Below are 12,619 nucleotides of genomic sequence, written 5' to 3'. Positions count from 1 at the left end.
CCGCGGCTCAGCGGCGGACTGCCTCCCTGTCGCCCGCGGATCCCCGTGCCCGCCGGGGCGCTGGCGTCCCCGCGGTCTCCGCCACCGACTCGTCCTCGGCATCCGACGGCGCAGGCTGAGAGGGTGCCGTCCCGCCCGGCGCGTCGCCGTGGTGCGTCCGCCTCCGGGTCCCGGCATCCGCGGGCCGGACGCGGCTGAGCGCCACGACGAACGCGGACACCCCCGCCAGCACGCCCGCCACGAGCGCCAGCCACGCGGCGATCTCGAACGGGACCCCGACCTGCGCGGGATCCAGGAAGAAGTAGGGGTACCAGCCGACGCGCGGACCGCGGACCTCCGTGAACGCGCACCAGGCGACCGGGAACGGCATCGCCCAGCCGACGGCCTTCCACGTGACGCGCGGGCGTCCCGGCGCGAGGGTCCAGTCGAGGAGCGCGTAGGCGGGGATCACGAAGTGCAGCAGCCGGCTCGACCACGGTACCTCGACGTAGTAGGCCTGCGAGCTCGACTCCAGCACGATGAGGCCGAAGACCACGCCGGACACCACGACGTAGCTGAGCACCACGGCGCGCACCGCGGCCATGAGCGGCGGCTCGGCGCGGCCGCGGAGGGCCTGGAGGCCGGAGGCGGCGAGCACGACGACGCCGGCCATCCCGCTCTGCGTCGTGAAGTAGCTGAACCAGTTCTCGGCCGCGAAGGTCGTGAAGCCCTGCACGTAGTCGAAGTCGCCGACGAGCGCGACGACCACGACGATCGCGGCGACCAGGCGCACGCCACCGAGGATCCTCTGCACGTGTCTCCGATCGCGGCCGGCTCCTGGCATGCCCGCCGCGTCCAGTCTACGAACGAGGTCTCACGATCGGCTCCGTGCCCTCGCGCGTCGCGGGCGGGAGCGGCAGGATGACGCCCATGAGCCCTTCATCGCGATCCACCAGCCAGCAGGTGCAGTTCGGATCCTTCGGCGGCGTCGACGTCCTCGAGGTCGTCGACATACCGCGTCCCTCGCCCGGCCCCGGCGAGGTGCTCGTCGAGGTCTTCGCGGCGGGCATCAACCACATCGAGGCGTACATCCGCCAGGGCCGCTTCCCCGACGAGGTGCCGACCGCCTTCCCCAACGGGCAGGGCAGCGACTTCGCCGGGTGCATCGCGGCGGTCGGCGAGGGCGTCACGCGCTTCAAGAAGGGCCAGGACGTCCTCGGCCACACCGTCATGGCCGCTCACGCGACGCACGTGGTCGTGCCCGCGGGCAACGTCGTCCCGAAGCCCGCGCAGCTCCCGTGGGAGGTGGCGGGCGGGCTGTTCCTCGCCGGGCTCGTCGCGCATGACGTGCTGCACGCCGTCACGGTCGGCGAGGGCGACACGCTCGTCGTCACCGCGGCGGCCGGTGGCGTGGGCAGCATCGAGGCGCAGCTCGCCATGCGGCGCGGCGCCCGCGTGATCGGCACGTGCGGCGAGCGCAACTTCGACTACCTGCGCCAGATCGGGGTCACCCCGGTGGTCTACGGCGACGGCCTGGCCGACCGGATCCGCGCGGCCGCCCCGAACGGCGTGCAGGGCTTCGTCGACAACTTCGGCGGCGGCGAGCACGTGGCCGAGGAGCTGGGTGTGGCGGGCAAGCGCTTCAGCTCGAGCGACGACCGTCGGGAGCTCGAGCTCGAGGCCGTCCTGCCTCCCGTGGAGGAGGACGACGTGCACCGCTCCCGCACGCTCGCGACCGTCGCGGACCTCGCGGCAAAGCGCGAGGTCGACGTCCTCGTGTCGGGCTTCTACCCGCTCGCGGAGGTGCAGGACGCGTTCGACGACCTGGAGCGTCGGCACGCGCGCGGCAAGATCGTGCTCGGCATGCGGCCCGTGCACTACCCGGGCGACCGGCGCAGCACGGCGAAGGCGCGCGACGTGGCGGACGGGCGGGCCTGACGCCGACAGTGTCCCCGGCCGGGTGACGCCCTTCGGGTGACGCCCGCCGGGGTCAACGCGCGACGACCTCGGCCGGCTCCGGCTCGGCCGGCGTCTCGATGTGCGCCTCGCGCCAGCGCAGCAGGTCGCGCACCGCGGGCGACTCGTCGCACTCGAGCATCGCGACGGCGGCCTGCGGCGTCGCGTCGTTGACGGCGAGCCAGGAGCGCACGCGCTCGGAGGTGTCGCCCACCAGCATCGTGAGCACGGCCGCCGGCGCCTGCGGGTTGCGGGCGAGGCACGCGCGGACGCCCTCGTCGGCGTCGCGCGCGAGCGCCTGCTGCACGTCGAGCGGGGCGTGCAGGCTGCTCGCCACGCTCTCGCGCACCTTGGGGTCGCGGTGCTCGGCGAGCAGGCGGAGCCGGCGGATCTTGCTGGGCGTGACCTCGGGCGCGGGATGCAGCGCGGCGGCCTGCTCGGCGGTGAGGACGGCGGGCGCGGTCCGGTGCAGGGCCTCGAGCTGCGCGGCGGTGGTGAACCTGATGCACGACATGCCCCGACGCTATCGAAGGTGCCCGTGAGATGGTGGATCCATGACCGCCGACCGCCCGCCCGAGCTCCCGCGCGGGGCGCATCGCGACAGCGGCGACGCGTGGGTCGAGAGCCCCGAGGGCCAGCGGTTCTGGGGCGCGTTCGGCGCCGCGGCGCTGCTCGTGCACGACCCGGATCGCGGCGTCCTGCTCCAGCACCGGGTCGCGTGGAGCCACCACGGCGGCACGTGGGGCCTGCCCGGGGGTGCACGTCACGCGGGCGAGTCCTCCGTCGACGGCGCCGCGCGCGAGGCCGCCGAGGAGGCGGGGGTGCCGCCCGCGGGGATCCGCCCCGTGCTGGCGACCGTGCTCGACCTCGGCTTCTGGAGCTACACGACCGTCACGGCCCGCACCATCCGCCCGTTCGAGCCGCGCGTCGCGGACGCCGAGAGCATCGAGCTGCGCTGGGTGCCCGTCGACGGGGTCGACGGGCTCGAGCTGCACCCGGGGTTCGGCCGGGCCTGGCCGATGCTGCGCGACGAGCTCACGCGGGAGGTCACGCTGGTCGTCGACACCGCCAACCTGCTCGGCTCCCGGCCGGACGGCTGGTGGCGCGACCGCGCCGGATCCACCACCCGCCTCCTCGCCGGGCTCGACGCGCTCGCGCGCGACGGCCTGCCCGCCGCCGAGCTCGACCTGCCGGGTTCCGTGCGCTGGCCCGACGTCGTGGCGGTCGTGGAGGGGGACGCGCGCGACGCGTCGCTCCCGGCGGAGCCCGTCGCGGCTCCCGCGTCGCCCACGCTCCGCGCGCCCGGCGTCGCCGTGGTCGCCGCGTCGGCGGACGGCGACGGCGAGATCGTGCGCGTCGTCGGCGCGGCGCGCGACGCCGGGCGCGAGGTCGTGGTGGTCACGGCCGACCGCGGTCTCGTCGCCCGGGTCGCGGCGCTCGGCGCACGCGTCGTCGGGCCCGGCCGGGTCCGCGCGCTGCTCGACGCGCGCGCGGACCCCGACGCGGGCTAGGCCGCCGGCGCGCGCGTCGGCAGCGCCGCGGAGGTCGCCTCGACGATCCCCGCGCGCCAGAGCGCGTGCAAGGCCCGCGCGGTCGCGCGGTCGCGGGCCGCGAGGACGCCGCCGGACGCCGGGAACAGCGTGTCCTCGCCGTCCGCGTCGAGCACGACGCCGCCGGCCTCGCGCACGATGAGCGTCGCCGCGAGGTGGTCGACCGGCCCGAACGCGCCGATCACCGCGCCCGCGCCGTGGCCGAGCGCGATGCCGGCGACCGTGAGCGTGCCCGACCCCATGATCCGCATGGTGCAGTAGCGCGCGGCGAGCGCGTCGAGCAGCGGCAGCATCCCCGGCCACGGCGCGTGCCCCGCGAGCTCGGTGCTCACCATGCGGCCGCGGAGGGGATCCGCGTCGCGTGCGTGCACGCCGCCGGGCGCGGCCGTCAGGTCGAGGCGGGCGCCTGCGGACCAGGCGCCCTCGCCCGCGGCGGCCTCGACGACCGTGCCGCGCCAGGGATCCGCCACGACGCCCACGACGGGCTCGCCGGCGACCACGAGGGCGAGCGAGAAGCTCGTCCACGGCACGCCGTTCGCGAGGTTCGCGGTGCCGTCGACCGGGTCGAGGTACCAGCACGGACGGCCGGGCACGGCCTCGCCGCCGTACTCCTCGCCGACGAGCACGTGGTGCGGGAACTGCGCGCCGACGACCGCGCGCACGTCGCGCTCGACGGCCCGGTCGATCTCCGTCACGTGGTCCGCGGGGTTCGCCTTCGTCGTCACGGCCCCGACCTCGTGCGAGCGGACGTGGTGGACGGCGCGCGCCGCGAGGTCGCGCGCCGCGGCACGGGCGCGGGTCCGCTCCGCGGCGGGCGCGGTCGCGCGGGCGTCCGCGGCGGCGGGGTCGGCGTCCCGGCGCGCGAGCACCTCGAGGAGCGTCGCCAGCTCGTTCGTGGTGATCGCGTCCACGCCGATCGACGCCAGCCACTCCATCTGGGCGGGCTCGTCCACGGTCCACGCAGCCACTCGCGCGCCGAGCGCGTGCACGGCGTCCACGAGCGCGCGGCCGACGACGAGGTGCGGCATGTTGACGACGGCGGGCCGGAGCTCGGCGAGGTCGTCCGCGGTGGGCGGCTGGGGGTCGGCCCACGGCAGCCAGATGGCGGCCGCCGGGTCGAGCTCGCGGATCACGCGCATGCCGTCGAGGTGCCCGCACCAGGCGACGCGCGGCGTGCGCGGGGCGGCCCGGACGACCGCGTGGGCGGCGGCGGCGGGATCCCCGGACGCCATGTCGATCACGAGCTCGACGTCCGTGCCCGCCAGGAGCTCGAGCGCCTCGGCGAGGAGCGGGATGCGGAGATCCCCGCCGCCGAGCGCGCGCACGTCGGCGAGGTCGAGGTCAGCGATCCGCGCGTCGACGCCCCACAGCCGCTCGAGGGTGTCGTCGTGGACGAGGACGACCTGGCCGTCGCGCGTGACGTGCACGTCGACCTCGACCGTGCGCGCGCCGGCCTCGGCCGCCGAGCGGATGGCCGCGAGCGTGTTCTCGCGGTGCCGGGAGGAGTCGCCGCGGTGGGCGGTCGCGGCCGTCATCGCGCGTCGCCCGCCGTGGCGCCGTCCGGCACCAGGATCCCGTCGCGGTAGTGCCGCACCTCGCGGAGCGTCACGGTGCCGGCCTCGCCGACCGCGGGCGCGGATCCGGTCACGAGGGCACGCACCTCCACGCCGCCCGCGTCGAGCACGAGCTCCTGGAAGTGGCCGTGCGGCAGCACCCGGCGGACGACGACGGACGTCGCGTCGGCCTCGGGCCTGGTCCCGCGCGGCGCGTAGGACACGTCCTCGGGGCGGACGGCCCAGACGTCGGCGTCGGCCGAGGTCGGCACGAACGCCGTCGGCGGGCCGGCCGTGAGGGTCTCGGGCGTCGTGCCCTGCAGGCGCGGCGCGGGCAGCAGGTTCATGCTGCCGATGAACGACGCGACGACGAGGGTACGCGGCCGGGCGTAGAGCTCGGTCGGGGCCGACACCTGCTCGATGCGGCCCTGGTGCATCACGGCGACGCGGTCGGAGATGGCGAGCGCCTCGTCCTGGTCGTGCGTGACCATGACGGTGGTGATCCCCAGCCGCTGCTGGATGTCGCGGATCTCCTCCCGAACCTTCACGCGCAGCTTCGCGTCGAGGTTCGACAGCGGCTCGTCGAGGAGCAGCAGGTCGGGCTCCTGCACGATCGCCCGGGCGAGCGCCGCGCGCTGCTGCTCGCCGCCCGAGATCTGCGTGGGGCGCGAGTGGGCGTGGTGCCCGAGGTTCACGGTCTCGAGCGCGGCCATGACCCGACGGGTGACCTCGTCCTTGGACAGCTTCCGGAGCGTGAGCGGGAAGGCGACGTTCTTGAACACGGTGAGGTGCGGCCAGAGCGCGTAGTTCTGGAACACCATCGCGCTCGGCCGCTTGTCCGGGCCGGCTGCGGTGACGTCGCGGCCGCCGATTACGACGGATCCGCGGTCGGGCTCGAGGAACCCGGCGATCATGCGGAGCGTGGTGGTCTTGCCGCAGCCCGACGGGCCGAGGAGCGCGACGAGCTCGCCGCGCGCGACGTCGAGGTGGAGGTCGTCGACGATGGTGCGGCCGCCGAGGTCCTTGGAGAGCCCGGCGACGACGAGGCCGGACGGCGGGGCCGTCGCGGTGCCGTCGTCGTCGGCGCGCGGGGGAGCGACGGTCGTGGTGGATGGAGCGGATGCGGTCATGACCGGCCTAACGGATCTGGAAGCCCTCGGCCAGACGCCCGCCCATGATGTGGCGGCGGGCGAGCAGGAGGAGGGCGACGGAGGGGACGGAGAGGAGGATCGCGAACACGGCGGCGACCTGCTTCGGGTGGTTGAGGACGAGCGAGTACATCTCGGTCGGCATCGTCATGTAGACGGGCGCGCCCACGAGGTAGGTGCCCTGCGCCTCGTCGAACGCGGCGAGGAACGACATGAGCACGGCCACGAGGATCCCGGGCAGCGCGAGCGGCAGGGTCACGTGCAGGAAGGTCCGCACGCGTCCGGCGCCCGCGTCGCGCGCGGCCTCCTCGAGGGAGCGCGGCACGGCGCTGAACGCGGCGGCCGGGATCCAGGTCATGAACACGACCGTGCCGATCAGCTGCACGATGACGATGCCCGTGACCGTGTTCATCAGGTGCAGCCCGTAGAATAGCGACGCCATCGACACGAAGAGGCCCATCTTGGGGAACGCGTTGGTGGCGAACAGGCCCACCAGCAGGATCCGCCGGCCCGGGAACTGGAACCGGGAGAACGCGTACGCGGCCGGCAGGCAGACGAGCGCCGAGACGAGCACCGTGATGGGCGCGAAGTACAGCGAGTTGCGGACGGCGGCGGCGAGCTCGGCGTCCTCGAAGACCACGCGCCACCAGTCGAGCGTGAGGCCGGCGGGCACGAGGCTCGGGTAGTCCCAGCTCGTCGCGAACGCGTGCGCCGCGAGCCAGAGCAGCGGGCCGAGGATGAACACCGCGACGACCGCGAACAGGGCGGCCTGGATCCAGCCGCGGGCGGAGAGGAGCGCGCGCATCAGACCCGGCCCTCCTTCTTCGCGGAGCGGAAGTTGGCCCGCACGTAGAGGAAGGCGATGCCGGACGCGAGCACGAACACCACGACGGCCATCACGATCGACTGCTGCGGGTGGTTGAAGCCCGTGAAGTACTTCGAGATGTCGACGCCGAGCATGCTGGGCGCGTTGGGGCCGGTGAAGTACGGCACCGTGAAGGAGCCGAGCACGCCGATCGCCGTGAAGGTCGTCGCGATGACGAGCGGGATCGCGGCGAGCGGCACGAGCACGCGCGTGACGATGGCCCAGGTCGAGGCGCCCGCGTCGCGCGCGGCCTCGATCATGGCGTCGGGGATGCCCTGCACGCCGGAGGTCGCCATGAGCGTGGCGAACGGGAGGCTCGTCCACACGGATCCGATGACCACCGCCACCGTCGTGTAGCCCCAGGTCGGCCCCTCGAGGCCGACGAGCGCGAAGACCGTGCGGACGAAGCCGTCGCCCGAGTAGAAGGTGAGGATCGCCCACGACGCGATGACGACGGGGATGAACAGCGGGACGATCGCGAGCCCCGCGAACACCGACGCCAGGCGGCCGCCGCGGAGGCGCAGGTTGAGCGCGATCGCGAGCGACAGGGCGATCACGATGGCGGTGGAGATCACCGTCACGAGCACCGTGACGCCGAGGTCGCGGAGGAACCGCGGGTCGGTGAACACGTCGACGTAGGCGTCGAGCGTGCCCCACCAGCTCGTGGCGGTGCGCGTGCCGAGGCCGATCGTGGCGATGGTGCTGTTGAGCCCGCCCGTGTGGCCGAGGCTGAAGCCGATCGCGAGGACGACGGGTATCCCGACGAAGAACGCGAGCAGGAGCGCGGGCGGGAGGGCGAGAGCCAGGCCGACGCCGGCGCGGCGGGTCTCCGGGGAGACCCGCCGCGCGCTGGCGGCCCGGGCGGCGGGATCCGCCGTCCGGACGGCCGTCACTGGCCGGGGACCTTCTGGTCCCACAGGTTCGACATGTCCGACGCCATCTGGCTGTAGTAGCCGGGGCGGAGCGTCGACGGGTCAGCCGAGGCGAACTGGTCCTCGAGGTCGGCGGGCACCTGGTCGAGCGAGATCACGGGGTAGCCCGCGATGGTGCTCGCGATGATGGCCTGGCCCTCGGCGGAGAGCACGTAGTCGGCGAGCTTCTGCGCGACGTCCGCGTGCTCGGCCGTCTTCGGGATGCCGAGGTAGGAGGCGTGGCCGGTGAAGGCCGGGTCGGAGATCTGCGCGTACTTCACGGTCGCCGGCAGCGTGCCGGACTTCTGCGCCGTGATGACCTGGTCGCTCCAGACGGGGGCCATCTCGATGGCGCCCGTGCCGAGCAGGTCGAGCACCTGGTTGTTGCCGTTGGGGTAGACGCCGCCCTGGTACATGGCCGAGTTGAGCCCCTTGAGCTCGTCGAAGCCCGCGTCCCACGCGCTCTCGAGCGACTGGTCGTAGCCGGTCGTCATCTTCTCGCGCGTGGCGTCGTCGACGTGGGTGTCGAGGACGGTCGTGACGAAGGCCTGGCCGGATCCGCCGGTGGAGGGGGAGTTGTAGGCGAACTGGCCGGGGTTGGCGCGGATCCAGGAGAGCAGGTCGGCGAGCGTCTTCGGCGGGGCGGTCACCTTCGTGGAGTCGTAGGCGAGCAGCACGGACGAGGCGCGGTAGGGGATCCCGAAGCCGCCGCCGGACTGCACGGTCGCGTCGGGGACGGTCGCGAGGTTCGGGATGGTGTCGGCCGAGACGGGCGCGAGGAGCCCGCCGGTACCGGCCGCCGCGGTGAAGCCCGCGTCGATGAGGTCGTATCCGGGGTCGGATCCGCCCTGGACCGAGCTCGTGAGCGTGGCCATGGTCTGCGCGTCGTGCTCGCCGTGGAGGTCGAGCGTGGTGGTGACGGAGGCGCCGGGGTTCGCCTTCTCGAACGCGGGGATGATCCCGTCGTCCCAGAGGGCCTGGACGTTGGTGTCGCCGGAGATGAAGACGCGGGCGGTGCCCGATGCGTCGGTGACGGCGTGGTTCTGGGCCTGGGCCTGCGTGCTCGTGGTGGGAGCGCAGCCCGCGAGCGCGACCGCGGCGGACGCGGCGGCGGCGAGGGCGAGGAGGGAACGGCGGGGGATCACGGGTCGGGTGTCCTTCTGCTGGGGGAGCGATGCGGATCGCATCGTTTCGATGGTGCGGTCCTCCGGTGGCCCGGACGTGAACGGGACGTTGCGATCCAGGTCCCCGAGGGCGAACGGGCGTGCCGGGGAGCCGGCCGTGAATAGGGTGGGCGGCATGAGGAGGAACTCGCCCCGCGCCTCCGTGACCCTCGCCGACGTGGCCGCTCTCGCGGGCGTCTCCACCTCCACGGCGTCGCTCGCGTACCGCAGCACCGGCTCGATCACGCCCGCCACGCGCGCCCGGATCCTGCGCGCCGCCGCCAGCATCGGCTACGCGGGGCCGGATCCCACGGCCAGGTCCCTCAAGAGCGGCCGCTCCGGCATCGTCGGCGTCGTCGTCGCGGGCAGCATCCGCCGCGCCTTCCAGAACCCGGTCGCGCTCGCGACCATGGCCGGACTCAGCGAGGCGCTCGACGAGCTCGACGTGGGCCAGCTGCTGCTGCCGGGACGGCGCCAGCCGCGCGAGGGATCCGCGCCGCTGCTCGAGGGCATGCCCGTCGACGCCGTGGTCTTCCTCACCCGCGGCGAGGAGGTGGACGCGCTCCTGCCCGGGCTGCGCGCGCGCCGGATCCCCATGGTCGGCGTCGAGGGCCCGCACGGGGAGGGCGTGGCCGTGGTCGACATCGACGACGCCCGCGGCATGGGCGAGCTCGCGCGCCACGTGCGCGCCCTCGGCCACCGCCATGTCGCCGTGCTGATGCGCACCACGCGGATCGAGGAGGACGGCCCGCCCGGCCCCGTGATCCCCGTGGGACGCGACCTCGAGGAGATCGTCAACCGCACGATCCGCGAGCGGCTCCGCGCGGCGTGGAGCGTCTTCCCCGACGCCGTCCGCGTCGAGGCGGGCGGGCGCGACCTGGAGGCGGGGGAGCGGGCCGCGGGCGTGCTGCTCGACCTGCCGTCGCGGCCGACGGCGATCCTCGCCCAGAACGACATGCTCGCCGCGAGCGCGATCCGCGCCGCCGCAGCCCGCGGCCTGCGCGTGCCGGAGGACCTCACCGTCACGGGCTTCGACGGCGCGCACCTGCCGTGGCTGGAGCGCCAGCTCACGACCGTGGAGCAGCCGCTGCACGATCGCGGGGTGCGCGCCGGGCGCATGGTCGGCGAGCTGCTCGCGGGCCGGGCACCGGCGAGCGTCGTGCTGCCGGTGCGCGTGCGGATGGGCGACACGGCGGCCGCGCCCGCGTGATCCAGGGCATCCGCCCGGGCGCTAGCGTCCCGCGGGATCCGTCACGAAGTCGATGAGCTGCTCCACCCGGCCGAGGAGCGCGGGCTCGAGGTCCTGGTACGAGCGCACCTGGCCGAGGATCCGCTGCCACGCCCGCGCGATGTCCGCCTGCTCGTCGTGCGGCCAGCCGAGCGCGGCGCAGATGCCGTGCTTCCACTCCACGTTCCGCGGGATGACCGGCCACTCGCGGAGGCCCAGACGCGCGGGCTTCACCGACTGCCAGACGTCGACGTAGGGGTGCCCGACCACGAGCGCGTGCGCGCGGTGCGGCCCGCGGGCGACGGCCTCGGCGATGCGGCTCTCCTTGGATCCGGGCACGAGGTGGTCGACGAGCACGCCGACGCGGCGGCCCGTGCCCGGCCGGAAGCGGTCGAGCTCCTCGTCGAGGTGGTCGACGCCCTCGAGGTACTCGACGACGACGCCCTCGATCCGGAGGTCCTCGCCCCACACCTTCTCCACGAGCTCGGCGTCGTGCCGGCCCTCCACGAAGATCCGGCTGGGCAGGGCCACACGGGCCTTGGCGTCGGCGACCGCGAGCGATCCGGATGCGGTGCGCGCGGGGCCGGCGGGCGCGGCACGCGGGACGCGCAGCGCGACGGGCTCGCCCTCGAGCAGGAAGGATCCGCCGAGCGGGAACGTGCGCTGCTTCCGGCGGAAGTCCTCGAGCACGACCATCCCGGACTCGACGCGCACGATCGCGCCGCAGAACCCGGTCGACAGCTCCTCGACCACGAGGTCGCGCGTCGCGTCCTGCGGCCGCGGGGCCTTCTTCGCGGGGCCGCGCCAGCCGGGGGCGAGCACGTCCTGTCCGTAGCGGTCGTCGGCGGAGGGGAGCGGGGTCATCCTCCGAGGCTCTCACGGGACGCGTCGCGCACCCGGTCGACGAGCCGACGCCACGCACCGTCGACCGCGGCCTCGCCGAGGCGCGCCTCGCGGTCGCCCGCGCGCACGACGTAGACGAAGCGGTCGGCGCCGGGAGTGGGCACCGCGGGCTCGTCCCACGGGCAGGCGTCGACGAGCGCGCTCCAGTCGGCGGCGCCGTCCTGGCCGTCGTCCACGCGCACCGACCAGGTGCGGGTCATGCCCGCCACCCCGCCCGTGCGCGACACGGCGATCTCCACCTAGACCTCGATCCCGACGCCCTCCCACGCCGCCTGGACCGCGGCGACCTCGGACGCGCCCTCACCGTACCGCGCCGCTGCCGCGTCGATCGTGGCGCGGGCGAACGCCGCGAAGTCGGCATCGGCGCGCACGGCACCGGACTCGATCACGTCGTACCAGATGCGGCCCGCGCCCTCCCAGGCCGCACCGCCGATGGCCGTGGCCGCGAGGTGGAAGGCGCGGTTGGGGATCCCGGAGTTGATGTGGACGCCGCCGTTGTCCTCCTGGGTCTCCACGTAGTCGTCCATGTGCCCGGGCTGCGGGTCCTTCCCGAGCACGTCGTCGTCGTACGCGGTGCCGGGCGCGCTCATCGAGCGGAGCGCCAGGCCGGTCGACCGGTCGAGGAACAGCTCCGCGCCGACGAGCCAGGTGGCCTCGTCGGCCGTCTGCCCGAGCGAGTGCTGCTCCACGAGCACGCCGAACACGTCCGAGATCGACTCGTTGAGCGCGCCCGACTGGCCCTGGTAGACGAGGCCGAGCGTGAGCTCCGTGACCCCGTGGGTCAGCTCGTGGCCGATGACCGTGAGCGAGCGGGTGAAGGGCGCGAAGACCTCGCCGTCCCCGTCCCCGAACACCATGCGCGTGCCGTCCCAGAACGCGTTGTCGTACTCGTCGCCGTAGTGCACGGTCGCGAGCAGCGGCAGGCCGCGGTCGTCGAGCGACTCCCTGCCGTACACCTCGGAGAAGAGGGAGTAGGTGGCGCCGAGCCCCGCGTAGGCCTCGTCGACCTGGGCGTCGCCCGTGTCGGGCGCGCCCTCGACGCGCACCGTGCTGCCGGGCAGCTCCTCGCGGTTGCCGGCGTCGGAGATGGTGCGGTGGATCCCCGACGGATCCCGCTCCGCGAGCGCCGACGCGTCCGGCGCGGCGCCCGGACCGCGGCGGTCGTGGATGAGCGGTCCCTGGTCGCGGAGGGCGCGGCGGGCGGCCTGGCGGGCGGCGGCCATGCGCTCGGGGTCGGCCTCGGCGAGGCGGGTCAGCAGGTACGGCGGGAGGATGGTGCGTCTCATGACCCGAGACTCGCATGGGGCGGCGACATCGTCACGGGTAGCGGCGGATCCGGCGCGGGGGTCGCGCGACCGCGTCC

Annotated in this window: 13 protein-coding genes; 3 read left to right on the top strand and 10 right to left on the bottom strand. The window is 74.6% G+C overall.

Annotated features, from left to right (window positions below; genetic code table 11):
* Positions 1-7: 7 nt before the first annotated feature.
* The gene (locus KYT88_RS09880; protein WP_237583631.1) at positions 8-793 is read right to left on the bottom strand and encodes a Pr6Pr family membrane protein; all 786 of its coding nucleotides are present in this window, start codon (positions 791-793) and stop codon (positions 8-10) included.
* A gap of 116 nt (positions 794-909) precedes the next feature.
* Between KYT88_RS09880 and KYT88_RS09875 the strand changes: the two genes are divergently transcribed.
* Positions 910-1,917 (top strand): NADP-dependent oxidoreductase, encoded by a 1,008-nt coding sequence (locus KYT88_RS09875; protein WP_043586424.1) that lies wholly within the window; start codon positions 910-912, stop codon positions 1,915-1,917.
* Between the two features lie 52 nt (positions 1,918-1,969).
* On the opposite strand, the gene KYT88_RS09870 is transcribed toward KYT88_RS09875, so the two are convergent.
* Entirely contained in the window at positions 1,970-2,449 is a 480-nt protein-coding gene (locus KYT88_RS09870; RefSeq protein WP_043586425.1) for a hypothetical protein, read from the bottom strand.
* Positions 2,450-2,489: 40 nt separating this feature from the next.
* Between KYT88_RS09870 and KYT88_RS09865 the strand changes: the two genes are divergently transcribed.
* Positions 2,490-3,446, top strand: a complete 957-nt coding sequence (locus KYT88_RS09865) for an NUDIX domain-containing protein (protein ID WP_237583630.1) — start codon at positions 2,490-2,492, stop codon at positions 3,444-3,446.
* Here KYT88_RS09865 and KYT88_RS09860 read toward each other — a convergent pair.
* The 5 genes from KYT88_RS09860 to KYT88_RS09840 are packed head-to-tail and all read right to left on the bottom strand — an operon-like array spanning position 3,443 to position 9,149.
* On the bottom strand, positions 3,443-5,020 hold the full coding sequence (locus KYT88_RS09860; protein ID WP_043586427.1) for an inositol monophosphatase family protein: 1,578 nt from the start codon (positions 5,018-5,020) through the stop codon (positions 3,443-3,445). The two genes, KYT88_RS09865 and KYT88_RS09860, sit on opposite strands and share 4 nt — an antisense overlap.
* Positions 5,017-6,168 carry an ABC transporter ATP-binding protein gene (locus KYT88_RS09855; RefSeq protein WP_043586429.1) on the bottom strand — a complete coding sequence of 384 codons (1,152 nt, stop codon included), beginning with the start codon at positions 6,166-6,168 and terminating at the stop codon, positions 5,017-5,019. Before KYT88_RS09855 ends, KYT88_RS09860 begins: the two co-directional genes overlap by 4 nt.
* A 7-nt stretch (positions 6,169-6,175) precedes the next feature.
* Positions 6,176-6,991, bottom strand: a complete 816-nt coding sequence (locus KYT88_RS09850; RefSeq protein ID WP_012038581.1) for an ABC transporter permease — start codon at positions 6,989-6,991, stop codon at positions 6,176-6,178.
* Complete coding sequence (locus KYT88_RS09845; protein ID WP_043586431.1) at positions 6,991-7,944, bottom strand: ABC transporter permease; 954 nt, start codon at positions 7,942-7,944, stop codon at positions 6,991-6,993. Before KYT88_RS09845 ends, KYT88_RS09850 begins: the two co-directional genes overlap by 1 nt.
* Positions 7,941-9,149, bottom strand: a complete 1,209-nt coding sequence (locus KYT88_RS09840; protein ID WP_237583629.1) for an extracellular solute-binding protein — start codon at positions 9,147-9,149, stop codon at positions 7,941-7,943. The genes KYT88_RS09845 and KYT88_RS09840 overlap by 4 nt, the downstream gene beginning before the upstream one ends.
* Before the next feature lie 112 nt (positions 9,150-9,261).
* Here KYT88_RS09840 and KYT88_RS09835 point away from each other — a divergent pair, with 112 nt between their 5' ends.
* Positions 9,262-10,335, top strand: a complete 1,074-nt coding sequence (locus tag KYT88_RS09835; RefSeq protein ID WP_043586433.1) for a substrate-binding domain-containing protein — start codon at positions 9,262-9,264, stop codon at positions 10,333-10,335.
* A 21-nt stretch (positions 10,336-10,356) separates the two neighbouring features.
* Here the strand turns inward: KYT88_RS09835 and KYT88_RS09830 are convergent, their stop codons facing one another.
* From KYT88_RS09830 to KYT88_RS09820, 3 genes are read right to left on the bottom strand one after another with little or no spacing between them, the layout of a single operon-like run.
* On the bottom strand, positions 10,357-11,217 hold the full coding sequence (locus KYT88_RS09830; protein WP_043586435.1) for a DUF3097 domain-containing protein: 861 nt from the start codon (positions 11,215-11,217) through the stop codon (positions 10,357-10,359).
* On the bottom strand, positions 11,214-11,495 hold the full coding sequence (locus tag KYT88_RS09825) for a protealysin inhibitor emfourin (RefSeq protein ID WP_043586438.1): 282 nt from the start codon (positions 11,493-11,495) through the stop codon (positions 11,214-11,216). Before KYT88_RS09825 ends, KYT88_RS09830 begins: the two co-directional genes overlap by 4 nt.
* On the bottom strand, positions 11,496-12,542 hold the full coding sequence (locus KYT88_RS09820) for a M4 family metallopeptidase (RefSeq protein ID WP_043586440.1): 1,047 nt from the start codon (positions 12,540-12,542) through the stop codon (positions 11,496-11,498).
* Positions 12,543-12,619: the final 77 nt, after the last annotated feature.

The sequence above is a fragment of the Clavibacter sp. A6099 genome (genome assembly GCF_021919125.1).
GTDB lineage: Bacteria > Actinomycetota > Actinomycetes > Actinomycetales > Microbacteriaceae > Clavibacter > Clavibacter seminis.
The sequence above is the reverse complement of the archived record's forward strand: the minus strand, read 5'-3'. Positions and strand labels throughout refer to the sequence as shown.